This is a genomic window from Celeribacter baekdonensis (assembly GCF_003047105.1).
Lineage (GTDB): Bacteria > Pseudomonadota > Alphaproteobacteria > Rhodobacterales > Rhodobacteraceae > Celeribacter > Celeribacter baekdonensis_B.
The window spans coordinates 300,042-325,869 of sequence record NZ_CP028475.1 but is presented as its reverse complement, the minus strand read 5'-3'; the positions used below and the strand labels follow the sequence as shown (position 1 = coordinate 325,869).

General features: G+C 59.6%; 24 protein-coding genes and 1 pseudogene. 16 read left to right on the top strand and 9 right to left on the bottom strand.

The window, feature by feature from the left end; translation table 11 throughout:
* The first annotated feature begins 27 nt into the window (after positions 1-27).
* The 4 genes from DA792_RS04975 to DA792_RS04960 are packed head-to-tail and all read left to right on the top strand — an operon-like array spanning position 28 to position 2,417.
* Positions 28-420 (top strand): hypothetical protein, encoded by a 393-nt coding sequence (locus DA792_RS04975; RefSeq protein WP_107718632.1) that lies wholly within the window; start codon positions 28-30, stop codon positions 418-420.
* A gap of 19 nt (positions 421-439) precedes the next feature.
* Positions 440-946: a GlcG/HbpS family heme-binding protein gene (locus tag DA792_RS04970; protein ID WP_107718630.1), complete on the top strand. Its 507-nt coding sequence runs from the start codon at positions 440-442 to the stop codon at positions 944-946.
* 54 nt (positions 947-1,000) lie between these two features.
* Positions 1,001-1,330, top strand: a complete 330-nt coding sequence (locus DA792_RS04965; RefSeq protein ID WP_040402083.1) for an ArsR/SmtB family transcription factor — start codon at positions 1,001-1,003, stop codon at positions 1,328-1,330.
* A gap of 34 nt (positions 1,331-1,364) precedes the next feature.
* Positions 1,365-2,417, top strand: coding sequence for a YeeE/YedE family protein (locus DA792_RS04960; protein ID WP_107718628.1), 1,053 nt, complete (start codon positions 1,365-1,367; stop codon positions 2,415-2,417).
* Positions 2,418-2,780: 363 nt separating this feature from the next.
* Here DA792_RS04960 and DA792_RS04955 read toward each other — a convergent pair whose 3' ends face one another.
* Positions 2,781-4,010: a glycerate kinase type-2 family protein gene (locus tag DA792_RS04955; protein WP_107718626.1), complete on the bottom strand. Its 1,230-nt coding sequence runs from the start codon at positions 4,008-4,010 to the stop codon at positions 2,781-2,783.
* 157 nt (positions 4,011-4,167) lie between these two features.
* Here DA792_RS04955 and selD point away from each other — a divergent pair.
* Positions 4,168-6,362 (top strand): annotated as a pseudogene (gene selD / locus DA792_RS04950) (selenide, water dikinase SelD).
* A 5-nt stretch (positions 6,363-6,367) separates the two neighbouring features.
* On the opposite strand, the gene mnmH reads toward selD, so the two are convergent.
* Positions 6,368-7,417: a tRNA 2-selenouridine(34) synthase MnmH gene (gene mnmH / locus DA792_RS04945; protein ID WP_107722562.1), complete on the bottom strand. Its 1,050-nt coding sequence runs from the start codon at positions 7,415-7,417 to the stop codon at positions 6,368-6,370.
* 304 nt (positions 7,418-7,721) lie between these two features.
* Between mnmH and DA792_RS04940 the strand changes: the two genes are divergently transcribed.
* A complete protein-coding gene (locus DA792_RS04940) occupies positions 7,722-8,831 on the top strand; it encodes an S-(hydroxymethyl)glutathione dehydrogenase/class III alcohol dehydrogenase (RefSeq protein ID WP_107718624.1) in 1,110 nt (369 codons plus the stop codon).
* Positions 8,831-9,670 (top strand): S-formylglutathione hydrolase, encoded by an 840-nt coding sequence (gene fghA / locus DA792_RS04935; RefSeq protein ID WP_107718622.1) that lies wholly within the window; start codon positions 8,831-8,833, stop codon positions 9,668-9,670. Before DA792_RS04940 ends, fghA begins: the two co-directional genes overlap by 1 nt.
* A gap of 15 nt (positions 9,671-9,685) precedes the next feature.
* Here fghA and DA792_RS04930 read toward each other — a convergent pair whose 3' ends face one another.
* The 6 genes from DA792_RS04930 to DA792_RS04905 form a co-directional block, all read right to left on the bottom strand.
* On the bottom strand, positions 9,686-9,889 hold the full coding sequence (locus tag DA792_RS04930; protein ID WP_107718620.1) for a formate dehydrogenase subunit delta: 204 nt from the start codon (positions 9,887-9,889) through the stop codon (positions 9,686-9,688).
* Positions 9,886-10,659, bottom strand: coding sequence for a formate dehydrogenase accessory sulfurtransferase FdhD (gene fdhD / locus DA792_RS04925; protein ID WP_107718618.1), 774 nt, complete (start codon positions 10,657-10,659; stop codon positions 9,886-9,888). Before fdhD ends, DA792_RS04930 begins: the two co-directional genes overlap by 4 nt.
* A complete protein-coding gene (gene fdhF, locus DA792_RS04920; RefSeq protein WP_107718616.1) occupies positions 10,656-13,589 on the bottom strand; it encodes a formate dehydrogenase subunit alpha in 2,934 nt (977 codons plus the stop codon). Before fdhF ends, fdhD begins: the two co-directional genes overlap by 4 nt.
* Positions 13,586-15,103 carry a formate dehydrogenase beta subunit gene (locus DA792_RS04915; protein WP_107718614.1) on the bottom strand — a complete coding sequence of 506 codons (1,518 nt, stop codon included), beginning with the start codon at positions 15,101-15,103 and terminating at the stop codon, positions 13,586-13,588. Before DA792_RS04915 ends, fdhF begins: the two co-directional genes overlap by 4 nt.
* Positions 15,100-15,594 carry a formate dehydrogenase subunit gamma gene (locus DA792_RS04910; protein ID WP_107718612.1) on the bottom strand — a complete coding sequence of 165 codons (495 nt, stop codon included), beginning with the start codon at positions 15,592-15,594 and terminating at the stop codon, positions 15,100-15,102. Before DA792_RS04910 ends, DA792_RS04915 begins: the two co-directional genes overlap by 4 nt.
* A 90-nt stretch (positions 15,595-15,684) precedes the next feature.
* A complete protein-coding gene (locus DA792_RS04905; RefSeq protein ID WP_107722561.1) occupies positions 15,685-16,602 on the bottom strand; it encodes a LysR family transcriptional regulator in 918 nt (305 codons plus the stop codon).
* A gap of 133 nt (positions 16,603-16,735) precedes the next feature.
* Between DA792_RS04905 and DA792_RS04900 the strand changes: the two genes are divergently transcribed.
* The 4 genes from DA792_RS04900 (at position 16,736) to DA792_RS04890 (ending at position 19,109) form a co-directional block, all read left to right on the top strand.
* Positions 16,736-17,293: a dienelactone hydrolase family protein gene (locus DA792_RS04900; RefSeq protein WP_199908115.1), complete on the top strand. Its 558-nt coding sequence runs from the start codon at positions 16,736-16,738 to the stop codon at positions 17,291-17,293.
* Positions 17,290-17,460 (top strand): dienelactone hydrolase family protein, encoded by a 171-nt coding sequence (locus DA792_RS22405; protein ID WP_199908114.1) that lies wholly within the window; start codon positions 17,290-17,292, stop codon positions 17,458-17,460. Before DA792_RS04900 ends, DA792_RS22405 begins: the two co-directional genes overlap by 4 nt.
* A gap of 72 nt (positions 17,461-17,532) precedes the next feature.
* Positions 17,533-18,309 (top strand): glycosyltransferase family 32 protein, encoded by a 777-nt coding sequence (locus tag DA792_RS04895; RefSeq protein ID WP_107718610.1) that lies wholly within the window; start codon positions 17,533-17,535, stop codon positions 18,307-18,309.
* A 74-nt stretch (positions 18,310-18,383) separates the two neighbouring features.
* Positions 18,384-19,109: a hypothetical protein gene (locus DA792_RS04890; protein WP_107718608.1), complete on the top strand. Its 726-nt coding sequence runs from the start codon at positions 18,384-18,386 to the stop codon at positions 19,107-19,109.
* A 7-nt stretch (positions 19,110-19,116) separates the two neighbouring features.
* On the opposite strand, the gene DA792_RS04885 is transcribed toward DA792_RS04890, so the two are convergent.
* Positions 19,117-19,542 carry a hypothetical protein gene (locus DA792_RS04885; RefSeq protein ID WP_107718606.1) on the bottom strand — a complete coding sequence of 142 codons (426 nt, stop codon included), beginning with the start codon at positions 19,540-19,542 and terminating at the stop codon, positions 19,117-19,119.
* Between the two features lie 107 nt (positions 19,543-19,649).
* Here DA792_RS04885 and DA792_RS04880 point away from each other — a divergent pair, with 107 nt between their 5' ends.
* The 5 genes from DA792_RS04880 to DA792_RS04865 all read left to right on the top strand — a co-directional run bounded on the left by DA792_RS04880 (position 19,650) and on the right by DA792_RS04865 (position 25,825).
* Entirely contained in the window at positions 19,650-20,654 is a 1,005-nt protein-coding gene (locus tag DA792_RS04880) for a hypothetical protein (RefSeq protein ID WP_107718603.1), read from the top strand.
* Between the two features lie 166 nt (positions 20,655-20,820).
* Positions 20,821-21,567, top strand: coding sequence for a hypothetical protein (locus DA792_RS04875; protein ID WP_107718601.1), 747 nt, complete (start codon positions 20,821-20,823; stop codon positions 21,565-21,567).
* Between the two features lie 44 nt (positions 21,568-21,611).
* On the top strand, positions 21,612-21,953 hold the full coding sequence (locus DA792_RS22155; RefSeq protein WP_159075170.1) for a hypothetical protein: 342 nt from the start codon (positions 21,612-21,614) through the stop codon (positions 21,951-21,953).
* Positions 21,954-21,964: 11 nt separating this feature from the next.
* A complete protein-coding gene (locus DA792_RS04870; RefSeq protein ID WP_217621085.1) occupies positions 21,965-23,752 on the top strand; it encodes a hypothetical protein in 1,788 nt (595 codons plus the stop codon).
* A 171-nt stretch (positions 23,753-23,923) separates the two neighbouring features.
* On the top strand, positions 23,924-25,825 hold the full coding sequence (locus DA792_RS04865) for a monovalent cation:proton antiporter-2 (CPA2) family protein (protein ID WP_107718597.1): 1,902 nt from the start codon (positions 23,924-23,926) through the stop codon (positions 25,823-25,825).
* The last annotated feature ends 3 nt before the right edge of the window (positions 25,826-25,828 follow it).

Below are 25,828 nucleotides of genomic sequence, written 5' to 3'. Positions count from 1 at the left end.
ATGTCGCACCCGTCAATTGGTATACATATGTTGACAAAATTTCTGGCCTCTATCGCCGCCCTGATCGTATCGATTCTCCCCGCCTTCGCCACCGAACTGGTTATGGTGGAGCAAGACGGATGTGCCTATTGCGCCCGCTGGGATGCGGAAATTTCTGAAATTTATCCCAAAACGCCTGAGGGTAAATTTGCCCCGCTGCGTCGGGTTGATCTGCGTGCGCCACTGCCTGAGGACCTGACTTTCAAAGGCCCGGTGATCTTTACGCCGACCTTTGTTCTCGTGGAGGACGGGATCGAACAGGGGCGGCTCGAAGGCTACGCCGGCGACGAAATGTTTTGGGCGATGCTGACCATCACCCTACGCGACCACAGTGATTTTGACATCGAGGCCGTTCAAGCCACTCACACGCCAAAGCCATAATTCTCTCGGGAGGAGATCCATGAAACATCTAATTTTAGCTGCTATAACAGCTTCTTGCACCCTCGCAAGCCCAAGCCTTGCCCAAGACAGCGACGACGCCTTTGTCACCTTCAAAGTGCTCAAACCCGAGGTCGCCCAAACCGCCGCCTTGGCCGCAATGCAAAGCTGTCGCGACGCGGGCTATCAGGTCGGCGTTATGGTGGTGGACCGGTTTGGCAGTCCACAGGTCTATTTGCGCGACCGCTACGCCGGGCTTCACGTCTTTGAAACCGCCCGGCGCAAGGCCTGGACGGCCGTGTCCTTTCGCACCGACACGATGTCTTTGAGCGGCCTCACTGAACCCGGACAAATGATGGCCGGGATTCGCGAACTGACAGAACCGCTTGCTTTGGGGGGAGGTCTTGTGATTGAAGCAGCAGGCTCTATAGTGGCTGGCATCGGCGTTTCTGGTGCTCCTGGCCCGGATCTCGACGCGGAATGCGCCCAAGCGGGCATTGACGCGATTATGGATGAAATCGCCTTCTAAAGGACAAAAGGGGTGGACACAGTGAATTCGCCTTTGCCGGTAATTTCTGAGAACATGTCGGAAGATGACATGGACGTCATGATGGCCTCCGCCTGTGACGCCTCTCAGCTTTTGAAAGCGCTCTCGCATGAAGGTCGCCTGATGATCCTGTGTCATCTGGTCACCGGCGAGAAATCCGTCACAGAACTCGAAGACCTCCTGTCCGCCCGCCAAGCCGCCGTGAGCCAACAGCTCGCCCGGCTGCGTCTCGAAGGTTTGGTCACGCCCCGGCGCGATGGCAAAGCGATTTACTATTCCTTGACGGATGATCGTCCCAAACGCATCCTCGAAGTCATCTACGACATGTTCTGTTCGGTGGATGGCGGGAAAATGAAGCGCGGCTAAAGCGCTTCACGCTCCCGGTAGGGAGGGAGAACCCATGTTCGATCTATTTGACCCAGGGCTGCTTGCAGCTCTGATCGGTGGTGTCGGTGGCCTCGTCTTGGGGCTGGCCGCGCGTTTGGGGCGGTTTTGCTCCATGGGCGCCATCGAAGACGCCCTGTACCAAGGCTCCGATCTACGCGCTCGGCAATGGGGCGTGGCGCTTGGCGTGGCCTTGATCGGCACCTTCACCCTCATCGGCTTTGGCCTGTTCGATCCCGCCATGTCGCCCTATTTGGCGCTCAAATGGTATCCGCTGGCCTCGATCTCAGGCGGCTTGATGTTCGGCTATGGCATGGCGCTGGCGGGCAATTGCGGCTTTGGTGCCTTGGCGCGTTTGGGCGGTGGCGATCTGCGCAATTTCGTCATCGTCTTGGTCATGGGGCTGGCGACATATGTCACGCTCAATGGCCCGCTGGCTGAATTGCGCGTCACCCTGTTTCCGCCCCGCCCGGCCTCCGCCCTGCCCGGTTTCGCACAGGTGGTTTCAGGGGCGTTTGGCCTGCCGGTCGCGGCCACTGGCGTCATGGCTGGCCTTGCCATCCTCTCGGTCGCGCTCTCCTCTCGTGCCTTTCGTGCCCAACGACGGTTGATCCTCTGGGGGGCCGCCGTGGGTCTGGCCATCGTCTCTGGCTGGGCCGGGACAAGCTGGCTGTCTCATGCCACTTTCGAGGCCGAACCTGTCGCCTCCCACACTTTCGCCGCTCCCATTGGCGACACGTTGTTTTACCTGATGACTTCGTCGGCCTCCTCGCCCGGCTTTGGTCTCGGCTCGGTCATTGGCGTGCTCTTGGGTGCGGCCATCGGTTCGCTGATCAAAGGCCATTTCCGTTGGGAAGCCTGCGAAGACCCGCGCGAATTGAAACGCCAGATCGGCGGCGCGGCTTTGATGGGCGTCGGCGCTGTGGTCGGCTTTGGCTGCACCGTCGGCCAAGGTCTTTCGGCCTTTTCCGTCCTCGCCTTCTCCGCCCCCCTGACCATCACCGCCATCATCATTGGCGCTGCCATCGGGTTGCGGCAATTGATCTATGGCTTCGCGTTTAGCCGCTGAGCCAAAACGGACAGTCGGTGCGGTCTGTACAGGGGCCGGTGTGCGGACAAGGCGGCCAGAGTAGATCAGGAATTGGTCACTGCGGCAAAAACGAACCACGTCCACGCTGCTGACGCCAAAACTACAAAACGGAGCCAGCCGAATACCCGCTCGCCCCAGCCTCTGCCAAAACGGCTAGATGTCTAGGATGTGACCCAACTCGTGATAGGATATCCGACAAGTTCCTCTCCTTTGGCATGACCTAGCGCAACACTCATCCGGCAGATATGGGATGATCAATGCGATCATTCGCGACATCCCTCGTCAACGGCCGCCTTTGCCTTTCCACATGCACTCTAAGTCAATGGAACGCTCAGGCGCACCTCACCCCCTGATCAACACCTGAAGGTCGGCCACATTGGTCCCGGTCGCCCCGATCTGCAACAGATCCCCTGCGGCCTCGAGCCCGTGATAGCTGTCATTGCGGGCCAGAACATCTTGCGGATCAAGCCCTTTGGCGCGCATCCGGTCCAGCGTGCCGGGATCAACCATGCCGCCCGCCGCATCCGTTGGACCATCGCGCCCATCGGTGCCACCCGAGAGAAACACATAGTCTTTCAGCCCCTGTTCTTCGGCCAAAACCGCCACGCGCAAAGCCAATTCTTGGTTGCGCCCGCCCATGCCACCTCCGGTCACTTTCACCGTGGTCTCACCGCCAAACAGGTAAATTCCCGGCTCAATCGCGCTCTCCACAATAGTGCGCGCCGCCTCCGCAACATCGCCCTCAAGCGCGATCGGAAACACATGCACGCCCTGCGCCGCACCGCCCCCCGCTTTGCGCGCCATGGCCGCGACCGAAATTTTATTCGACCCAATCAGCGCCACCTCACTCTCGGGCAAAGGCCCAAGATCGGGGCGAGGCCGGGCCAAATACTCCGCCACGGTGGCGGGCAATTTGTCCCACAGATCAAGCTCTTGCAGCATCTCGACCGCCTCTTCGCGGGTGCCAATAGGCGAGACCGTCGGCCCAGAGGCAATCGCACGCAGATCATCGGAGACCACATCGGACAACAGCAATGCCGTCACCTTCGAGGGGGCCGCAGCGCGCAAAAAACCGCCGCCTTTGAGCCGTGAAAGCTGTTGGCGCACCAAATTCATCGCCACAATATCCGCGCCCGATCCCAGTAAAAGCCGATTGACCTCGGCCTTATCCTCAAGGGATACACCGGGTACGGGCGCAGGCAAAAGCGCCGAGCCGCCGCCCGAAATCAGCGCCAAAACATCCCCCTTGGCATGGGCCAGGGCATCCTCGATCAAAAGCGCCGCCCGCGCGCCTTCAAAATCGGGCACCGGATGCGCCGCGCCGCGAACTTCGGCCCCCTCCAAAGGCTTCGCATTCTCGTAATTGGTCACCACGATCACCCGTGCGGCATCAACCTGACGCATCGCCGCCGCCGCCATACTGCGCGCCGCCTTGCCCACCGCGATGATCAATGGCGCATTGAAATGTCGTCCTTTGAGGGCGTCTTCGACGGCTTGGGCGGGGTCCGCGCTCGCCACCCCTTCGAGGAAAATCTCTCGGGCTTGCGTGCGCATGTGGTCCAGTTGTGTCATGGCTGGGGTCTCTGTTTGGAACTGTCTGTTTGGGAATATCTGTGCTGCATCTGCATAGGCGGATGGTGTCACGATCAGACTGCGGCGTCCAGCACCCTTGCCAAGACGCGCGGATCAGACCAGATTTCCCGCAACACAACACAGAACGGACCCCGCCATGCAAGAGCTCCCCCTCACTCGCGATTTGGTCCTGATTGGCGGCGGCCACACCCATGCGCTGATCCTCAAACGCTGGGGGATGAAGCCCCTGCCCGGCGTGCGCGTGACCGTGATCAACCCGGGCGCGATCGCCGCCTATTCCGGCATGTTGCCGGGGTTTGTCGCCGGTCATTATCAACGGCAAGATTTGGAACTTGATCTGTTGCGCTTGGCGCGGTTTGCCGGGGCACGGGCCGTTTTAGGACGCGCCACAGGGATAGATCGCGCGGCCAAGCTGATCCATGTCGAAGGCCGCCCCCCATCGCCTATGATGTCGCCTCCATCGACATTGGCATCACCTCCGCCATGCCCGATTTGCCGGGGTTTACCGATCATGGCATCGCCGCCAAACCGCTTGAGGCCTTCGCCAGTCGGTGGGACACGTATCGCACCCGCGCGCTGCGTGGCGAGGTCCGTCCAGAGGTGGCCGTGATCGGCGGCGGCGTGGCCGGGGCGGAATTGGCCATGGCGATGGCCCATGCCCTGCGCGCAGTCGTCTCGGCCAAAGTCACGTTGATTGATCGCAGTGAAATCCTCTCCGAGTTGCGCCCCAGCACCCGCCGCGCCCTTTTGAACGCTTTGGCCACCTCCGGCGTCGCCCTGCGCCCACAGTGCGAGGTGGCCGACATCGGTGCCGAGGCGATCACTCTCGGCGATGGGTCCGTCCTGCCTTCTCACTTCACCTTGGCGGCGGCGGGTGCGCGGCCTTATGGTTGGCTGGCGGAAACCGGGCTTGATCTAACCGGCGGCTTTGTCACCGTTGGCCCGAGCTTGCAAAGCTCCGATCCAATGATTTTTGCGGCGGGCGATTGCGCCCATATGGCCCATGCGCCACGTCCCAAAGCCGGGGTGTTCGCCGTGCGGCAGGCCCCGGTGCTGTTCGACAATCTGCGCGCGCTTTTGTCTGAACCGACCGAGAACGCCGATCTGCATCCCTATCATCCGCAAAATGACTATCTCAAACTGATCTCATTGGGGTCCAAATCGGCGCTTGCCGACAAGGCCGGAATCCGGGTCTCTGGCCCGCTGATGTGGCGTTGGAAAACTCATATTGATCTCGCATTCATGTCTAAACTCAAAGACTTATCCCCAATGCCGCCCAAACTTCTGCCTGACCGCGTGGCCTTAGGGCTGCGCGAGGAAGTGGAGGGCAAAAAGCCGATGTGCGGCGCCTGTGGTGCCAAGGTCGGGGGCGATATTTTGACCCGCGTTTTGCATGCCTCAGAAGGCACAGACCCGCGCCCCGATCGCGGTGATGTCCTCCATTTGCCCGGCGATGATGCCGCGATTTTGACCCATGGCGACACCTGGCAAGTGGCCTCGGTTGATCACCTGCGCGGCTTTGTGTCCGACCCGGTGTTGATGACCCGCATCACCGCCATCCATGCGCTGGGTGACATCTGGGCAATGGGGGCCGCACCTCAGGCGGTTTTGGCCACGATCACCCTACCGCCTCTGAGCGCCGCGCTACAGGAACGCTGGCTCAATGAGATCATGCAGGTGGCGCAAGACCTCTTTGCCGAAGAGGGCGCGCAGATCATCGGCGGGCACACGTCGATGGGGGCGGAACTGTCGATGGGATTCACCGTCACCGGGCTTTTGGAGCGTCCGATCACGCTCAAAGACGCGCGTCCGGGCGATCAGATCATTCTGACAAAACCGATTGGCACGGGGGTGATGTTGGCGGCGGATATGGCGATGCAGGCCCATGGCCGCGACATGGAACGGGCCTATGCCTCGATGGTGCAAAGCTCTGGCGCTGCGGCGCGGATTTTGAATGCGGCCCATGCGATGACCGATGTGACGGGATTTGGATTGGCCGGGCATGTGCTTGGCATCTGCCGCGCCTCACATGTTGGCGCGCATTTGCGCCTCTCGGATGTGCCACTTTTACCGGGGGCTTTGGCGCTGGCAAAAGCCGGGATGCGGTCAACGATTTTTCCCGCCAACCGCGCCTATGCGCAAGAATATCAAGGGCCGCACACCGCCCGCGCCGATCTGTTGTTTGATCCGCAAACGGCGGGCGGACTCTTGGCGACCGTGTCACCAATGCGGGCAGAAAAAATTCTGGGCGCCTTACGCGAGGCAGGCTATCCCGCTATGATCATTGGGGAAATCACCGAGACCACGGGTCTCCTATCCGTGACAGAGTGAGCCGATCAGAGCGTGTCGAGCCGGGCGATGATGCGCTCAGCCGCCATCTCTCGCGCGCTCTCGCTCATGTCCAAAAGATCAATTTTCTCCAAAACCTCATGGCCATAGCGGGCACGGGATTTCTCATAGCGCGGGTCATAATGATACGCCATCAACGCCTCCGCCAAATCGACAAAGGCCCCCGCCTGCGCCAGAGCGCGCCACGCATCAATGCGCTCATGCCCCTGCAGCGACACCAGTTGATCCAGACGCTGATCCATCAAATCGCAATCCGCCACGAGGTCGGCATAGGCCTCGGCCAAATACCCGGCACGCGCAGGCAAAGAGGCGCTCACCTCGATCCGAGGGGCGTCACACATGGCGGCCCAAAGCATGGACGGCAGGTTGCGCGCCCCGATGCGTGAGCTTTCCGCCTCGACCAAGACCGGACGGTTCGGATCAAGCCGCGCCAATGCTGCGGCGAGCGCGGTTTCAAAGCCTTTTTGCGACGGCTGCGTGCCCATTGTGCCAAAAATCGACCCGCGATGATGGGCCAGGCCTTCGAGGTCTAAAACCTGCCCGCCCTTTGAGGCAACCCTTTGAAGAATATCCGTTTTTGCAGTCCCCGTATTGCCGTCCAACAAGATGATCCGATAGGGCAGAGCGTGATCATAGAGTGCCTCCACCACCAGCCTGCGCCATGTTTTATAGCCGCCCTCCAACACCTCAACCCGCCAGCCGATTTGCTTTAAAATCGAGGCAAAGGAGTTCGATCTTTGCCCGCCGCGCCAACAATACACCAGCGGTTGCCAGCCGCCATTCTTGTCCGCAAGTGGCCCTTCGATATGAGTTGCGGCGTTGCGCGCGACCATGGCGGCGCCAAGTTTGCGGGCCAGAAACGGTGATTGTTGTTTGTAAATCGTACCGACTTCGGCGCGTTCAAGGTCGTTCAAAACGGGTAAATTGATCGCGCCGGGGATGTGATCCTCAGCAAATTCCAAGGGCGCGCGCACGTCGATGATCGTATCAAACGGCGTGTCCAAAAGCGTCTTGAGACTGGAAAATGGGTCATTCATCCCCTCTTTTACCCCCAGATCAAAGGCGAGAACAGCGACAAGATCGCCCACCTTTTGACCGCCCGCCTCCTCGCCTAAGGTCAAGGCCGAAATAGAGGCGAAAAAACACACCCCTCTTGTGCAAAAACTGCGTAAAAATGCCCCCCAAGCATTTGACCTCAGAGGCTTTTTGCCGCAACGTAAACCGGACGATTTCCCAATGAAATATGGGGAAATCTTCTCATTTTCGATGTGCAGGCAAGAGCTCGCGCATCGTGCCCTTGTGACATAACGCGATAGACACTTCGCACCGGGAGGAGACCCCATGAAAACGCGCGCAGCCGTGGCCTTTGAGGCCAAAAAACCGTTGGAAATCGTTGAGCTTGACCTTGAAGGCCCGAAGGCTGGCGAGGTTTTGGTTGAAATCATGGCGACCGGCATTTGCCACACCGATGCGTACACCCTCGACGGGCTCGACAGCGAAGGATTGTTCCCTTGCGTTTTGGGCCACGAAGGCGCGGGCATCGTGCGCGAAGTCGGCGCGGGGGTCACATCCGTGAAACCCGGCGATCACGTCATCCCGCTCTACACGCCCGAGTGCCGCCAGTGTAAATCTTGCCTCTCTGGCAAAACCAACCTCTGCACCTCGATCCGCGCGACCCAAGGCAAAGGCCTGATGCCAGATGGCACCTCGCGGTTCAGCTACAAAGGCGAAACGCTCTACCATTACATGGGCTGTTCGACCTTCTCAAACTTCACCGTTTTGCCGGAAATCGCGCTGGCGAAAATCCGCGAAGACGCCCCATTCGACAAAGCCTGTTACATCGGCTGCGGCGTGACCACCGGTGTCGGCGCTGTGACCAATTCGGCCAAGGTCGAAGTCGGATCGAACGTCATCGTGTTCGGTTTGGGCGGCATTGGCCTGAACGTGTTGCAAGCGGCACGGATGGTTGGCGCGGATAAAATCATCGGCGTCGACATCAATGACGACAAAGAGGAATGGGGCAAACGCTTTGGTATGACCCATTTCGTCAACCCGCTCAAAGTCGAAGGCGACATCGTTCAGCACCTTGTTGAGCTGACCGACGGCGGCGCGGATTACACCTTTGATTGCACCGGCAACACCACGGTGATGCGCCAAGCCCTTGAAGCCTGTCACCGGGGTTGGGGCGTGTCCACCGTGATCGGCGTGGCCGAAGCGGGCAAGGAAATCTCCACCCGTCCGTTCCAATTGGTCACCGGCCGTGTGTGGCAAGGCTCCGCGTTTGGCGGCGCAAAAGGCCGGACCGATGTGCCAAAAATCGTCGATTGGTACATGAACGGCAAGATCGAGATCGACCCGATGATCACTCATGTTCTGACCTTGGATGAGATCAATAAAGGCTTTGATCTGATGCATGCGGGCAAGTCGATCCGTTCGGTCGTGGTGTTCTGATGACGCTTGGAACCGTTTCAACCAACAAGGCCTTTGGTGGCACACAGGGGGTTTACACCCACCCGTCCACCGAGACCGGAACGGAAATGACCTTTTCCGTTTTCGTGCCAGATCACGCGCCGGGAGAAAAACTCCCGGTGCTCTGGTACCTGTCGGGCCTGACCTGCACCCATGCCAATGTCACCGAAAAGGGCGAGTTTCGTGCGGCTTGCGCCAAGCATCGCGTGATTTTCATCGCCCCGGATACAAGCCCCCGTGGCGAAGACGTGCCCGATGATGCCGATGGGGCCTATGATTTTGGCCTTGGTGCCGGGTTTTACGTCAACGCGACCGAGGCACCTTTCGCCAAAAACTACCGGATGCAGGCCTATATCGAAAGTGAATTGCCCGATCTGATCGCGGCCAACTTTCCCGCCGATATGGCGCGTCAGGGCATCACGGGTCATTCGATGGGCGGGCACGGTGCATTGACCATCGCGTTGCGCAATCCGGAACGGTTCAAATCCGTCTCCGCCTTTTCGCCGATCGTCTCACCGCTGAATTGCCCTTGGGGTGAGAAGGCGCTGACCGGATATATCGGTGCGGATCGGGCCAATTGGCGCGGCTATGATGCCTGCGCTTTGATCGAAGATGGTGCCTCTGTGCCGGATATTTTGGTCGATCAAGGCACCGGAGATAATTTCCTCGAAGGCCAGTTGAAGCCCGAGTTGTTACAAGCGATCTGTGACGCAAAAGGCCAAAATCTGACCCTGCGGATGCAGGAGGGCTATGATCACAGCTACTATTTCATCTCGACCTTTATGGCCGATCACATCGCGTGGCACGCCGCGCGGATGTGATATTTTGAGGCCGCATCACACCTGTGTTGCGGCCTCAATCACCAGCGGATCAAGCCCCTGCCCGCCCTCAGCCAGATAGGCGCGCAGTTGCGCAATCATCCGCGGCTCCCAAAAATCTTTGATGTGCTGTGCCACGCCTTGGGCCTGATCACCCCCAGGTTGGGTGTTGAAAAACGTGGCAATTTGATTGGCCATCAAGATCATTTTATCATTGGTCACAGCACGGTTTCCTTTTCTGTCTGCGCGGCTGAGTAAGTCATAATCGCCTCGCGCCGGATCACGCAAAGCGTCATGCCGCATCGCCCGGCCAAATCGACCGCTGCCCGCGTGGGGCTTGAGAGGCTGAACAATCCAGACACGCCGACACGCGCGCATTTTTGCACCAAATCGACCGAAAGCCGCGAGGTGATCAACACCGCGCCTGTGCTCAGATCGCGATCCCCAAGCGCGCCGATGAGTTTGTCCAAAGCATTATGCCGCCCAACATCTTCGCGCAGGGCACCCAATCCCGTGGCGTCAAAATACCCTGCCGCATGCATCGCCCCCACATCTTCGCGCCGCTTTTGTCCGGCGTTCAGCGCCGCAAGAGCGGACCGAGCGTGATCCATCAGACCTGGCTCCATTGGGGCAACCTGTCCGGGAAAAGCGCTCGCCTGTGCCAGACTGTCGATGCCGCAAAGGCCGCACCCGACGGGACCAACCGCCGCACGACGACGCGCGTCCATGGCGGCAGAGCGGTCTTCGGAGATCTGTCCGCGCACTTCAAAGCCGATCTCATGGCGGATCGCGGCGACCTCCGTGACCTCATCCCCGCGGGTCACGATGCCCTCAGAACGGGCAAATCCACGCAGGAAATCCGGCAAATCAAAGGGCGAGGCCATCATCACCGCCGCCGTCGAGCCATTGAACACCAAGGCCACGGGGTGTTCCTCTGGCAAGGCGTCCACAGACATGGTGCCCGCAGATTTGGAGGCGGTGACCTCGCTCATTCGGCGGCCGCAATCCGGCGGGCTTTTTCAGCCTGTGCCGTGTAGCTTTGCTGCCAGTCGCTTGGCCCGTTGGACGCCGCGACCTGCACCGCTGTCACCTTGTATTCCGGGCAATTGGTGGCCCAATCGGAGAAATCCGTGGTGATGACATTCGCCTGCGTGTCCGGGTGGTGAAAGGTGGTGTAGACCACGCCCGGGCTGACCCGGTCCGTCACAATCGCACGCAGTGAGGTTTCCCCCGAGCGAGAGGCCAAGCGCACCCAATCCCCGTCTTTGAGACCGCGATTTTCGGCGTCATGCGGGTGGATTTCCAACAGGTCTTGGTCATGCCATTGCGAATTCTCCGTCCGCCGCGTTTGCGCGCCGACGTTATATTGGCTCAAAATCCGTCCAGTGGTCAGCAACAGCGGAAAGCGCGGTCCGGTTTTCTCGTCGGTCGGGATATATTCGGTGACGATAAACCGGCCCTTGCCGCGCACAAAGGCGTCGACATGCATCAACGGCGTCCCAACCGGGTGCTCCTCGTTACAGGGCCATTGCACCGAGCCTTGTTCTTCTAAAACCGCATAGTCAACACCGGCGAAAGACGGCGTTGTGGCGGCGATCTCGTCCATGATTTCCGCCGGGTGCGTGTAGGTCCAACGCGCGCCACCGGTCTCTTTCAACACAGCATTGGCCAGCATTTGGGTGACTTCCCAATCGGCATAGCCATTTTTCGGCGCCATCACTTTGCGCACCCGATTGATGCGGCGTTCGGCGTTGGTGAACGTGCCGTCTTTTTCCAAAAACGTCGATCCGGGCAAGAACACATGGGCGTAATTGGCGGTCTCGTTGAGGAAAAGGTCGTGGACGATGACACAGTCCATCGCGGCAAGACCCGCCGCCACATGTTTGGTATCGGGGTCCGATTGCAGGATGTCTTCGCCCTGACAATAGAGGCCTTTAAAGGTGCCATCGACCGCGGCATCCAACATGTTCGGAATGCGCAGACCCGGTTCGGCGTCCAAACTGACGCCCCAGACCTGTTCAAACATCTGCCGCACCTCGTCGCCGTGCACATGGCGGTAGCCGGGAAATTCATGCGGGAAGGACCCCATATCACAAGAGCCCTGGACGTTGTTCTGACCACGCAGAGGGTTCACCCCCACGCCTTCGCGGCCAATGTTGCCGGTCATCATCGCAAGGTTGGCGATGGCCATGACGGTGGTCGAGCCTTGTGAATGCTCCGTCACCCCAAGCCCATAATAGATCGCGCCATTGCCCCCCGTCGCAAAGGCCCGCGCCGCATCCCGCAGGGCCGCGGCGGGCACATTGGTCAGCGCCTCGGTGGCTTCGGGCGCATGGCGGTCTTGGGTGATGAAGGCTTTGTAATCCTCCCAAGCCTCAAGGTCACAGCGCTCTTTGATAAACGCCTCATCCATCAGCCCCTCGGTCACGATCACATGCGACATCGCGGACACCACGGCGACGTTGGTGCCGGGTTTGAGCGGCAGGTGATGCCCTTCGCCCATGTGTGGCGTATGCAAAAGATCAATCCGGCGCGGGTCCACCACGATCAGTTTCGCCCCCTGACGCAAGCGTTTGCGCAGCCGCGAGGCAAAGACCGGGTGACCATCCGTCGGGTTCGCACCAATGACGATGATCACATCTGATTTTTCCACGGAATCAAAATCCTGTGTGCCCGCAGAGGTGCCGAACGTCTGGCCCAGCCCATAGCCCGTTGGCGAATGGCACACGCGCGCGCAGGTGTCGGTGTTGTTGTTGCCAAACACCGCACGGGTGAGCTTTTGCACCAGATAGGTTTCCTCATTGGTGCAGCGCGACGAGGTGATCACACCGATGCTCTTTTGGCCGTATTTGGCCTGAAGCCCGACGAGTTTCTTGGCGGCAAAGCTCAGCGCCTCGTCCCAAGACACCTCTGTCCACGGTTGATCGACGCTGTCGCGGATCATCGGGTTGAGGATGCGGTCCGAATGCGAGGCATAGCCATAGGCAAACCGGCCTTTGACACAGGAATGACCCCGGTTCGCCTTGCCATGTTTGTAGGGCACCATGCGGACCAATTGATCGCCCTGCATCTCCGCCTTAAAGCTACAGCCCACCCCACAATAGGCGCAGGTGGTTACCACCGAGCGATCCGGCGTGCCGAGTTCAATGACAGATTTTTCCTGCAAGGTCGCGGTCGGGCAAGCCTGAACACAGGCGCCACAGGACACGCAATCGGAGGCCATGAAATTTTCCGCCCCGACCGCAACGCGGCTGTCAAAGCCCCGGCCTTCGATGGTCAATGCAAATGTCCCCTGCACCTCTTCACAGGCCCGCACACAGCGGTTGCAGACAATACATTTGGAGGCGTCATAGGTGAAATAAGGGTTGCTATCGTCCTTTGGCAGCCACTCGGGATTGGCCGCCCCAGAGGTGTCACGCGCCTCGAAATGGTTGGCCAGAGCGGCGTTTTTCGGGGCCTCATAGCGCACATCGCGCAGGCCCACGGCCCCGGCCATGTCTTGCAATTCGCAATCATTGTTGGCGGCACAGGTCAGACAATCCAGCGGGTGATCGGAGATATAAAGCTCCATCACCCCCTTGCGCAGCTTGCGCAGTTTCGGGGTTTGGGTGTGGACCTTCATCCCGGCGTGAACCGGCGTCGTGCAAGACGCGGGCGTGCCTCTGCGCCCTTCGATTTCGACCGCGCAAAGACGACAAGAGCCAAAGGCCTCAAGGCTATCCGTGGCGCAGAGTTTTGGCACCTGAATGCCCGCCTCACTGGCCGCACGCATCACCGATGTGCCCGCAGGCACGGTGATCTCCATGCCGTCGATGGTCAGTGTCACGGGCGCGCCGGTGTGCGCCGGGGTGCCACGATCTGTTTCATCCTGAATGCCATTGCCCCACGCGTCATTCTGTCCGGGGATGATGAAATCTTTCATTCTGCGGCCTCCTTTTGCGGGGCGAAATCTTCGGGGAAATGTCTGAGTGCTGACATCACCGGAAAGGGCGTGAACCCGCCCAAAGCGCACAGGGAGCCATCGGTCATCACCTCGCAGAGATCTGTGAGCAATTCGATTGCGCCTGTGTCGCCCTCGGCAATTCGGTCAATCGTTTCAACGCCGCGCACCGCGCCGATCCGGCAGGGCGTGCATTTGCCACAGCTTTCCACCGCGCAAAACTCCATCGCAAACCGTGCCATCGACAGCATGTCGGCATTGTCGTCAAACACCACTATCCCGGCATGCCCGATCAGGGCTTTTTGGCCATCGAATTCTTCATAGCCAAAGGGCGTGTCAAACTGATCCGGGTGAAGATAAGCCCCCAAGGGTCCACCGACTTGCACCGCTTTGACAGGCCGCCCAGAGGCGGTGCCGCCTGCGACTGTGTTGACCAATTCCCCCAAGGGCATGCCGAATGCGGTTTCAAACAGGCCACCAAATTGCACATTTCCTGCAATTTGGATCGGCATCGTGCCTTTTGATCGGCCAAGACCGAAGCCCGCGTAATGCGCCGCGCCCTTGGCAAAGATCACCGGCACAGTCGCCAGAGAGATCACGTTGTTGACCACGGTCGGGCGGCCCAGAAACCCCTCCAACGCGGGCAGCGGTGGCTTGGCGCGAACCACGCCGCGTTTGCCTTCAAGCGAATTGAGCAACGAGGTCTCTTCGCCGCACACATAAGCCCCGGCCCCGGTACGAACCTCCATATCGAACGCCTTGCCCGAGCCAAGAACATCCGCGCCCAACGCGCCCGCGCCGCGCGCAATCTCGACCGCACGCGTCATCACAGCGATGGCGTCCGGGTATTCGGAGCGGATGTAGATATAGCCTTTGGTCGCGCCACAGCCGATCCCGGCGATGGTCATGCCTTCGATCAAGGTGAACGGGTCGCCTTCCATGATCATCCGGTCGGCAAAAGTGCCGCTGTCGCCTTCGTCCGCGTTGCAGACGATGTATTTTTGCGGCGCATGGGCCAAGCGCACGGTGTCCCATTTGATCCCGGTCGGAAAGCCCGCGCCGCCACGTCCACGCAGCCCTGAGAGCTTGACCTCATCAATGATCGCATCCTGCGACATAGCGATGGCACGTTTGAGGCCTTCAAACCCGCCATGCGCCTCATAATCCGCGATGGAAAGCGGATCAGTGACGCCGCAACGAGCAAAGGTCAGGCGGGTCTGGCGGGAGAAAAACGGGATGTCTTCGACCGGACCGAGCGTGCCGATGTGACCGTCCAAAAGAGCCGCCGCATCCTCGGGGGCGATCGGACCATAGGCCAGACGCACACCGTCTTTCTCAATCTCGACAAGGGGTTCTAGCCAGATCATGCCGCGCGTGCCATTGCGGATGATCTCAACCTCAAGACCGCGATTTTGTGCCTCGACTATGAGCGCGTCAGCCACCTCATCGGCGCCCAGCGCCTTGGCGGCGCTGTCCATGGGAACATAAATCTTCATGCGCCGACCTCCGCCAAAACCGCATCCAAACGCGCGTCACTGACCCGACCAATCACCTTGCCGTCCAGCATCGCGGCGGGGGCGCAGGCACAGAGGCCAAGGCAATAGACCGGCTCAACCGTGACCGCGCCATTGGCGGTGGTGCCATGCCATTCCAAGCCCAGTTTTTTCAACACCCGGTCTGCCATCGCGGTCGCGCCCATCGCCTGACAGGCCTCAGCGCGGCAGATTTTCAACACATGTTTGCCCGACGGGCGGGCACGAAAATCATGGTAAAACGACAGCACGCCTTTGAGTTCGGCGCGGGTGATGTTCAGCGTAGCACAGAGCGGCGCGTGAGCGGTCTCGGGGACATAGCCATAGACCTCTTGCAGCGCATGCAACATCGGCAAAAGCGGCCCTTCGAGTGTGGAAAACGGTTGGATCACCGCTTCGACCTCCGCCTCATCAGGTGGCGTCAGATCGGTCTGGGCTGGCATTGGGGTGCGCATGGCTGGCCTCTTTGGTCATTTTCACCACAAAACCTGAGTCACACACAAAAGGTCAATATCGCTTTCCCGTTAGATGATAGAAATTTCCTATCAAAGCGCGCCCATTTCCGCCCGCATCCGCCGCGCCTCGGCCAAAAGCGCCTCGATCACTGGCGTGTGTGGTGCACGTTGCGGCACAACAAGGCCAACGCTATGACTCTCCTGCCCTTCTTCGCCGCTCATCGGCACCAAGGACAGCCCCTTCCCCTCTGCCAAAAACCGGGCGATGTCATCGGGCAGGACCGTGACCCACTCCCCCGCCACAACATTGGCAATCAGGGCAAGGATCGAATTGGATTCGATCTGCGCTTCGGGGGCGATGCCCGCACGCATGAAAGCTTGGTTGATGATCCGGCGGTTTTGCATATCTGGCGTCATCAGCGCCAACTTTTGTCCACCCAGATTTTGTCTGGCAAGATCAGCCCAATCCACCTCTGTGCGGCCAGCAAAGGGCGATGTCTTGGCGCAAACCAGCACCAAACGCTCTTGGCCCAAGGCCTCGGTTTCGACCCGGCCCATCGGTTCGTTGTCCAAATAAGACAGGCCCGCGTCGATTTCGAAATTCTCCAACATTGCCAAAATGTCCCGCGAGGGGCGCGACAGGATGACAAAGCGCACTTTCGGGTGTTTGCGACTGACCGCGTCGGCCAATTTGGCGGCCAGATTCAGCGCCGTTGGGATCACCGCGATGCGCAGCTGACCGGACAGGCCATGCCGGGTCGAGCGCATTTCTTCGCGCAGTTGCCGCGCATCCCCGGTGATCCGCCGCGCCCAATCCAAGGCCCGCGTGCCCTCCGGCGTCAACCCGCCGTAGCGCGAACCGCGAAAGATCAGTTGCACGCCCAGTTGATCCTCCAACTGTTTGATCCCCGCCGAGAGCGTCGGTTGGGTGATGCCAAGGCTCACGGCGGCGCGGCCAAAATGATGTTCGCGCGCCACCGCGATAAACATGTCGAGCTTGTCCAGCATGATAGAATTTTCCAATCGCTTTTCATCAACTTGATGGAAAACACCCGTATGGACAATCAAAATCCCACCACATGAGCGCGCTTGACAGCACTCCGAGCAGAGGGTTCTTTCAAACCAGTCAAAGGAGTGCGCCATGGACCTACAGAGCAAAGAAATCACCTATGAGGGGGCGTTTGGCGGGCCATTTGTCGGCACGCTGCATTGGGACGCCGATCTCAAAGAACCGCGCCCCGGCGTTTTGGTCGCTCATGCCTTCAGCGGTCGCAAAGCGTTTGAGGAACAGCGCGCGCAGGAGTTGGCAGCCTTGGGCTATGTTGGCTTTGCGGCCGATTATTACGGCGAGGGCTGGTCCACCGCCGACCCCGCCGAAGCTCATGCCGCCAAAACAGCACTTGACCAGGATCGCCCCGCTTTGGCCGCGCGGATGGAGGCCGCGCTTTCGGCGCTGATCGCAGAGCCTTTGGTGGACCCTGAGCGCACGGCGGCGATAGGATATTGCTACGGCGGCAAGGCGGTTTTGGACCTTGCGCGCCAAGGGGCGCAGCTGCGCGGCGTGGTGGCCTTTCACGGAATTTTGGACCGAGCGGCAAGCGCCCCCGACGTGCCGATCACGGCGGAGGTCTTGGTGCTGCACGGCTGGGACGACCCTTTGGCCTCCCCGAAAGCGCGCTCATTTTTGGCGCTGAGATGACCGAACGCGGCGCGCCGTGGCAGTTGCACGCCTATGGCCACACCGGACATGCCTTTACCAATCCGGCAGCGAAACCGGGGATGCAGCCGGGGTTTGGGTTTGACGTCAAAGCCACCGCGCGCAGTTGGCGGGCCATGGTGGATTTTCTCTCGGACGTGTTGCGATAGACCTGAGCGCCCCCGTTTGGAACAGAGGTGCAGAGGTGCGACATTTTTTAGATATGCACAGGACAGTTGACTATGAGTCTCAATATTTTCCAAATTCTCATCACCGATGGCCCTGTGGATGACCGGCGTTTTTCGCCCTCGCTGACCCAGAACATCGCCTCGTTCAAAACGATCTACCCTCAGGCCAGCTATCACCTCTACACGCATGAAGAGATTTCCGACTATCTGGCCTCCGCTTTCCCGCCCGAGGTGGCTGAGGCCTATCACGCGTTGATCCCCTTTGCGTTCAAGGCCGACCTCGCCCGCTACTGTCTTTTGTATGACAAAGGCGGGATCTATTCGGATCTCTCGCATTTGCACATGCGGGCCATTCAACCGGCCTCTGGCAAAACCCTTGTGGTGTTTCGCGACATCATGGGACATCCGTCATGGGCCACCAGCAATGCGCTTATTCATGCGGTCCCGAACCTTCCGGTGTTCCAGCGGGCCATTGAGCGGATCGTCTCGCATCATCGGTCAGGGTATCACGGGCAATCGACCCTTGATGTCACCGGGCCCTACATGTTTGGGCGCGTGCTTTCGGAGGGGGAGGATTGGACGACAACACAATTCGGAGAGTCCCGCCTGATCTCACGCGAACCATCGGGACGCGCCAATATCGTCAAAATGATGCCCAGCGGTGCCATTGTCGCCCTGCGCAATAAGGACAAGGACTCGTCCATCGACGAAATGGTCGAGGGCCATGCGAACAACTACGCGCGGCTGTGGAAGAAAGGGCAAATCTGGGGCGACCGCAGCAAACCGGGACTGTTTAAACGCGGGCCCAGTCGGCATTTAGGGCGTCCTTAAAACAAAGCCTTGTGACACTGCGGCACCTTCAGGCTACACTCGCCAAATAAAATGACTCAAAAAGGCGGTTCAAAATGTCAGATCCTTCTGTTGACGCACTCAAGCAAGATGGGGTGTGCTGCCTCAAAGCGGTCTTCCGTCCAGAAGAGGTCGCCCATTTTCGCGATCAGGTTTTGCAAAACCTGGATCAGATGGGACGAACACGACGCACCGCCCATTCGCACCACCTTGCGGGGTTTCATCGGTTTCCCACCTTCGCCCAACTCCACACGGATTTGGCCACCCATCCGACTGTGACGGCCTTTCTGTCGCAGGTCTATGACCACAACTCGTATCTTTCGATTGGCCTGAGCGACATCACCGTCAACCGCTCGCAGCATTGGCATACGGATTTGTTGCGCGGCCCCTACGCGCAGCATTTGGCAGGCATTGATCCATGGGCGCCCACTGTCGGGCCCTGCATCAAAGTCTTGCTCTATTTGCAGCCCGGCAAAAGCCTGCGCATCGTGCGTGGGTCGCATCTCTCGCCCACGCCGCTTGATGACGCGGCCCTCGAACGGCTCGCCCAGTCTGAGGCGGTCGATCGGCTTGACCTTGAATCCGGTGACGTGGTGATGATGGACCTGCGGGCGTTGCACCGGGGATCAACCGAAGAGGAAATGGCGGCAGCGGTCGGCGGGGCGCGGTCGAAAATCCTGATATCCACCGTTTTCGCGCCGCTCTCCTCTCCCCTCTCGCAGGCCATTCAGGTTGGAAACGCTCATCGCATGGTCGATTGGGACCGGCGACATTTGCTCTGAGCCAGGCTTAGGGAATTTCGATCATCTTGCGCTCATAGTGCGCCTGATCGGATGTGCCATCGTCAAAGATCACATTCACCGACACGGTTTGCACCGATCCGGGCGCGAACATCACCAAAATACTGTCGAGGCTTTCGGCCTTGAGCGCATTGGGTTGCGCAGTGTCACCATAACAAGGCTCGGCCTTAAACGGCACCATGTCCCCGCCGTTGACCGCATAAAAAATCTCACTGACCCCGCAGCGCCACGACAAAAGGTTGGTGAAATACAAAAGGTCGTGGTCATCATAGGTGCGCACGGCGACCCATTGCGGTTTGGTCGCTTGCAAAATCGGCTTAACTTCCGCCGCTGTGGTGAAATTTTCAGCCATTGCGGGGGTCTGACCGCCAAAGGTGGCCGCCAAAAGCAACAGAGTGGGGATGATAGGCTTCATCGAAACAATCCTTTTACAAACAAGGGAATTAGCACCTTTTGATAAACACCGAACCACCCTATAGTCTCACCACCAGGTGTCCTCCCGACCAGATCAAAGTAGTGCGCATGACCAGTAAGACCCAAAACGCCGTTTCGTTCAACATTGTCATTGTCGGCCAGAGTGGCCGCTTGATGTATGAGGCGCTGCTCTTTGCGGCCTCTCTGCGCGCCTCTGACCCGGAGTTCAAAGGCCGGTTGTTCATCGCCGAACCGCAACCCGGCGCACTTTGGAACGGCGATCCGCGGATGAAACAATCCGATGCGCTGGAGGCGTTCAAACGTCTGGATGCGGAAATTTTGCCCTTCGAGTCGCATCACTTCGGCCAAGCCTACCCCTACGGCAATAAAATCGAGGCGCTGTTTGCCCTGCCCAAGGGCGAGCCTTTCGTATTTTTTGACAGTGACACCCTGATCACCGGGCCGGTTTCCGAGGTGCCGTTCGATTTTGACCGCCCCTGCGCCAGTCAAAAGGTTGAGGGCACGTGGCCGCAAATCGAACTCTACGGGCCGGGCTACGGCGCGATTTGGAAATCGCTCTATGACAAATTCGGGTTGGAGTTTGAGAGCACGCTCGATCTCGATCAACCAGACGAATATTGGCGCCGCTACCTCTATTTCAACGCGGGTTTTTTCTTTTACAAATGCCCGCATGAATTTGGTCAACGGTTCTTGGAGTACGCCCTCGCCATCCGCGATGATCCGCCCCAAGCCGCAGCGCTTCAGACCTATGATCCCTGGCTGGATCAGGTGGCATTGCCTCTGGTGATCCATTCCTTTGGCGGCGCGCGCACCACCTTGCCGCAGAACACTCTGGATGGCGCAATCTCGTGTCATTACCGCACCTTCCCGTTGCTGTTTGCGCGCGAAAGCGATCATACCGTCGAGGTGCTGCGCGAGGTGTCTGCGCCGAACTGGATCAAAAAAGTGCTCAAAGAATATGAGCCGATCAAACGCTTGGTCTATCAGCCCAAAGGCGAAAAAATTCGCGCCATGTTTGATCGCGACCATTTGCCCCGCCGCGAACAGATGATCCGCAATCAAATCAAAAAAGCCGGGCTTTGGATGCGCTAGAACGGGATTTCCCCGGCGTGCCGCGGGCATGACCCTCACAGCAGGGCGGCAAGAGTTCGCCCGCCACTGCGCCCTCGACCAAAGCGGGGGGCAGTTTCGCTTTGCACCATCCAAAAGCTGCGTTAGGGTGCCCCTTGAACCGCGTCTAACTGAGCCAGTCCCGGAAATGAAACCGAATTTTGCCCTCAACCTAAGCCATGATGGCATCGTTCTGTTGCACCGCGCCTCCGCCGGATGGCACCACATGGGCGAGGTCGCACTGGACGCCCCAGATATGGCCAAAGACCTCTCCGATCTGCGGCAGACCGCCACCGCTGTGTCGGCTGCGGGTCTGGCCACCAAACTTGTGATCCCGAACAGTCAGGTCCTCTATCGCAACCTGCCCGATCCGGGCGGTTCAGACACGGCACGCAAAGCCGCCATTCGCGCCTCTCTTGAGGGGGCCACCCCCTACGCGCTGTCCGATTTGGTTTGGGATTGGGTGGCGACATCCGGCACCCTTCAAATCGCGGTCGTCGCCAAGGAAACCCTTGAAGAGGCTGAATCTTTCGCAACAGAACATCGGTTCAACCCGGTGTCTTTCGTCGCTGTGCCAGAGGCGGATGCCTATAGCGGAGAGCCGTTTTTCGGCCGCGCCAAAGCCGCCGATGATTTGGTCGGAGCTAAGACCCGGATTGAACCAGATGTTGAAGCCATTCGGATTTTGGCGCATCGCGAGGTGGAACCTGATCCTGTTCCCGACCCCGCGCCTGTTCCCGAGCCTGTTCCTGTTCCTGTTACTGCGCCTGCTGCATCCGCTGCGCCGAATTCGACCTCTCTTGTCGATTTAGACGAGCCCCAAAAAGCCGAAACGGCGACAGATGTTCCCCCGAGAACGGCGAGCAGGCCGATCACATCGAACCACCTGCCCTGACACAGGAGCCCGACCCATCGGTGCCCAAGCCTCAGCCCGAGGACATGACTGCGCCCGAGGGGCTTGAGGCAAAGGACACCCCAACCGATACGCCAGACTCGCCAGACGATACCAAAAATGCGGCCCCCGAAGCGCCCTCTTCGTTTCAATCTCGTCGGGTTTTGAGCACCACAAAGACAGACGATCCAGACGCCCTATCGGTTGCGCCGCGCCTGTCGGCTCAGCCGTCACGGGTTTTGGCCGATGTGCGCAAGGCCCCGAGGTCACATCCGCGCAGCAGCTGCCCGATGTGGTGGCCCCGGACGGTTCAAATACCCCTGTGCCGCAAACGCTCGCCGATCCAGCACCACAAGGGCCTGCGCCTATCGCGGTGCATGTTCCGGTGACATCAGGCGACATGCCGTTGGCGCCAGAAGACAACGCGGCCAAACCCAAACCGGCTAAACTGCGCCAAACAGGGCCTTTGCCGGAACCGCCGCCCATGCCCGCGCCTTTGCCTGCACCGAAACGACCGACACCCGCGCCGGTCTCGGACAAGCCCGGCAAAGCGGCTGCGACCCTTGGCAAGCTCAAAACCCTTTCAGTGCGCGCCGCCCAAAAGGCCAAACCCGTCGTCGCCAAGGCCAAAACCGCGAAGGCCAAAACCGAGCTGGCGAACCCTGTAAAGCCAAGCACCAAAGGCTTTAGCACCACTGATGTGATCGCAGCGCCCGCCCCGGATGGCCGGCTTGACGACACGACGATGATGCCGCTGTCAGATCGGGCCGCCGGTCTCGACTCGGTGGAAAACACCCGTGATGAAGCCGAAGCGATGACCGTCTTCGGTGCCCGTCGCCGCAATCGCGAGGCCGCACGCAAACCGCGTCACCTTGGGTTGATCCTGACCGGGGCCTTGGTGGCATTGCTCTTGCTGATCGGGTTGATTGCGGGGCTCTTGCCATCGCCAGACACCGCTGAGACGCCCACCGAGACCAGTGCAGCGCAGCCCCTTTCTGACGCACCAAATGTGTCAAACACGGTTCTGGCCGACGCGGACCCCCTGCCTGAGGCGGATGTTGCGGTCGAAACCGACGCCGCAGACGAAGAAGAGGAATTGACACCTGAGCTTTTGGAAGAGGCCAGCCGCCCTGCCCCGCTTGGCGCAGAGACTGAGACCTCCGAAGCTGATCTGGCCAAACTCACGGCTGATTATGCCGCAACTGGCATTTGGCCGCTTGCCCCCGACGCCGGAGATGGCACGGTTGTCGAAGACAGTGCGGATGACGTTTACGTTGCCTCGATCGACCCCGGCATTCAATCGCAAGATGCGGGGGCTTTGGTCGATGTGGCCCGCCATCAAGGCGACCTGCCGCCACGCGCAACGACCACACCCGCGCCATTTGGCACGCGCTATGACTTTGACGACGCTGGATTTATCCGCGCCACCCCCGAGGGCACCGTGACACCCGACGGCATCGTGGTTTATGCCGGACGGCCCGCGATTGTTCCCGGCGCGCGTCCGGGCAGTGCGGTGAATGAAGCGGTGGAAACCGCACTCAACCCTGCCCCCGCGGCAGCCGATGATCCGGTGCGTTTGGCGCTTGCCGGAGTCCGCCCCAAACTGCGGCCCGAAGAATTGCAGGAGGCCAATGAAAAGGCCAACTTGGGTGGCATCACCCGCGCCCAACTTGGCGGGTTCCGTCCCAAATTCCGCCCGGCTTCGGCCCAAGAGCAAGCCGCTCAAGAGGCGATTGTCGCCGGAGCCGACGCCCCGCCCCCCACCGCGCCCGTTGTTGTCGCCTCCCTGATCCCGAAAGAGCGGCCGAAAGATTTCTCCAAACTCGCCGCCGCGGCAGCCGCCGCCTCTGCCGCCGCCGCCATTGCCACCGACGAAGGCACGACAAAAACCTCTGCCGCAGCGACAGTCACGGCGCGCGTCCCTGACAGCAAGATCCCGTCAAATGCCCCCACCACGGTGGCGCGTGCTGCGACGGTGAAAAATGCGATCAATCTACGCGCCTTGAACCTGATGGGGGTCTATGGATCGAGTTCGGATCGCCGCGCGCTTGTCCGTTTGCCCTCTGGTCGCTTTGCCAAGGTCAAGATCGGCGACAAGATCGACGGTGGACGGGTGCAATCCATTGGCTCTGACTCTCTGACCTATGTGAAAAACGGCCGCTCTGTGACACTTGAGGTTGCGGGCTAAGGCCCCGGCGCGGCCCGTTTGCCCGATTGCGGGCATGTGCGGTCTCTCTGGTGGCTGAACCTGCCCTCCGTGCAACAATCTCTTGGAAAATGGCCGTGCACTCTTGTCGCGCGCGCGCATCTCTATACCTCTTAGATCACACAAACGCACAATTCAGATCGGAGCCCCCGAATGCAAGGCATGTTGGCCCAAGCCGTCATTTACCTCGCCGCCATCGTTGTCGCCGTGCCCTTGGCACGCAGGCTTGGTCTCGGGTCGGTGTTGGGCTACCTGATTGCCGGGATGATGATCGGGCCAGTGCTTGGCTTTGTGCAGCATTCGCAGAGCACCGATTTGATGCATTTCGCCGAATTTGGCGTGGTGATGATGCTGTTTCTCATTGGGCTTGAGCTTGACCCACGTGCCCTTTGGGAGATGCGTCATCGGTTGATTGGGCTGGGCGGGCTGCAAATTGTCGCCACGGCTGCCGCGATCACCGGGGCATCGGTTTGGGCCGGACTGGACTGGCAAACCGGGCTCGCACTTGGGATGATCTTGTCACTGTCTTCTACCGCCGTGGTGCTTCAGACTCTTTCTGAAAAGAAATTGATCCATACGGGGGGTGGGCGCGCGGCGTTTTCCGTGCTGTTGACCCAAGACATCGCAGTGATCCCGATGTTGGCCCTGATGCCGCTTTTGGCCACGGGATCGACACTGACCATCAACCCCGATGGCTCAATCAGCCGCCCGTCAGATTTGGCGAAAGTCGCCAGTGAGCATAGCGTGTCCTTGGTCGAAGGCCTGCCCGCATGGGGGGTGACCTTGGTGACGTTGGGCGCAGTGGCCGCGATCGTTTTGGCCGGGGTTTTCCTGACCCGCCCGGTGTTTCGCTACATCCATGCCGCCAATATGCGTGAGATTTACACGGCGGTGGCGCTGTTGATCGTCATCGGCATTGCTCTGTTGATGACCTCTGTCGGCCTCTCCCCGGCGCTTGGCACATTCTTGGCCGGTGTGGTCTTGGCCAACTCCGAGTTTCGCCATGAATTGGAAAGCTCAATCGAGCCCTTTAAAGGCCTGCTTTTGGGGTTGTTTTTCATCGCCGTTGGCGCGGGCATCAACTTTACGGTGCTGTTTCGCGATCCGATTTTGATCATCGGGCTGACCGTGCTGTTGATGGTGTCAAAGGGGCTTATTCTCTTTGTCATCGGGCGGATTTTTTCGCTGCGCAAACGGGCACAATGGCTCTTTGCCCTCTCGCTGGCACAGGCCGGGGAATTCGGCATGGTCTTGACCACCTTCGCGCTGCAACAACATGTTTTATCGACCTATTTGGCCGAACGCGTGTTGCTGGTCATTGCACTCTCCTTGATGTTCACGCCGCTGTTTTTCATGCTGCATGATACGCTGCGTCAAAAATTTGCCGATCGGGTCGAGGATCAGCCTGATGATAAAATCGACGAACAGCATTCGATCATCATCGCTGGGATCGGTCGGTTTGGTCAGGTGGTGAATCGCTTGGTGCAGGCCTCAGGTTTTCACACCACAGTGTTGGACCATGATCTGAAAACCATTCAACTGATGCGCAAATTTGGCTTTAAGGGCTTCTTTGGCGATCCGACCCGGCCTGAGCTTTTGCACGCGGCGGGACTTGAGACAGCAAAGATTTTGGTGGTGGCGCTGGACAATCCTGAGGCGGCCACACGGTTGGTGACATATGCCCGAGGCCAACGGCCCGATCTGTTTATCATCGTGCGCGCCCGTGATCGCATCCATGTTTACGAATTGTTCAAAGCGGGCGCGGATAAAATCGTGCGCGAAATGTTTGACAGTTCGCTACGCGCCGGGCGCTATGTTTTGGAAGAGATGGGCTTTTCCGAATATGACGCCTCGGTCAGTGAAATGGCCTATTACCAACATGACCGCGAGGCGTTGCGATCAATGGCGGAGTTGTGGGACCCGAATGTTCCCGTGTCCGAAAATGCCGCCTATGTCGAACGCTCACGCGCGCTCGATAAGGATCTTGAGGCCGCCTTGGTCGCGCAATTGGAACAAAAGCGCGCCCAACAGCAGGACACCGGGAACACCAGCTGACGC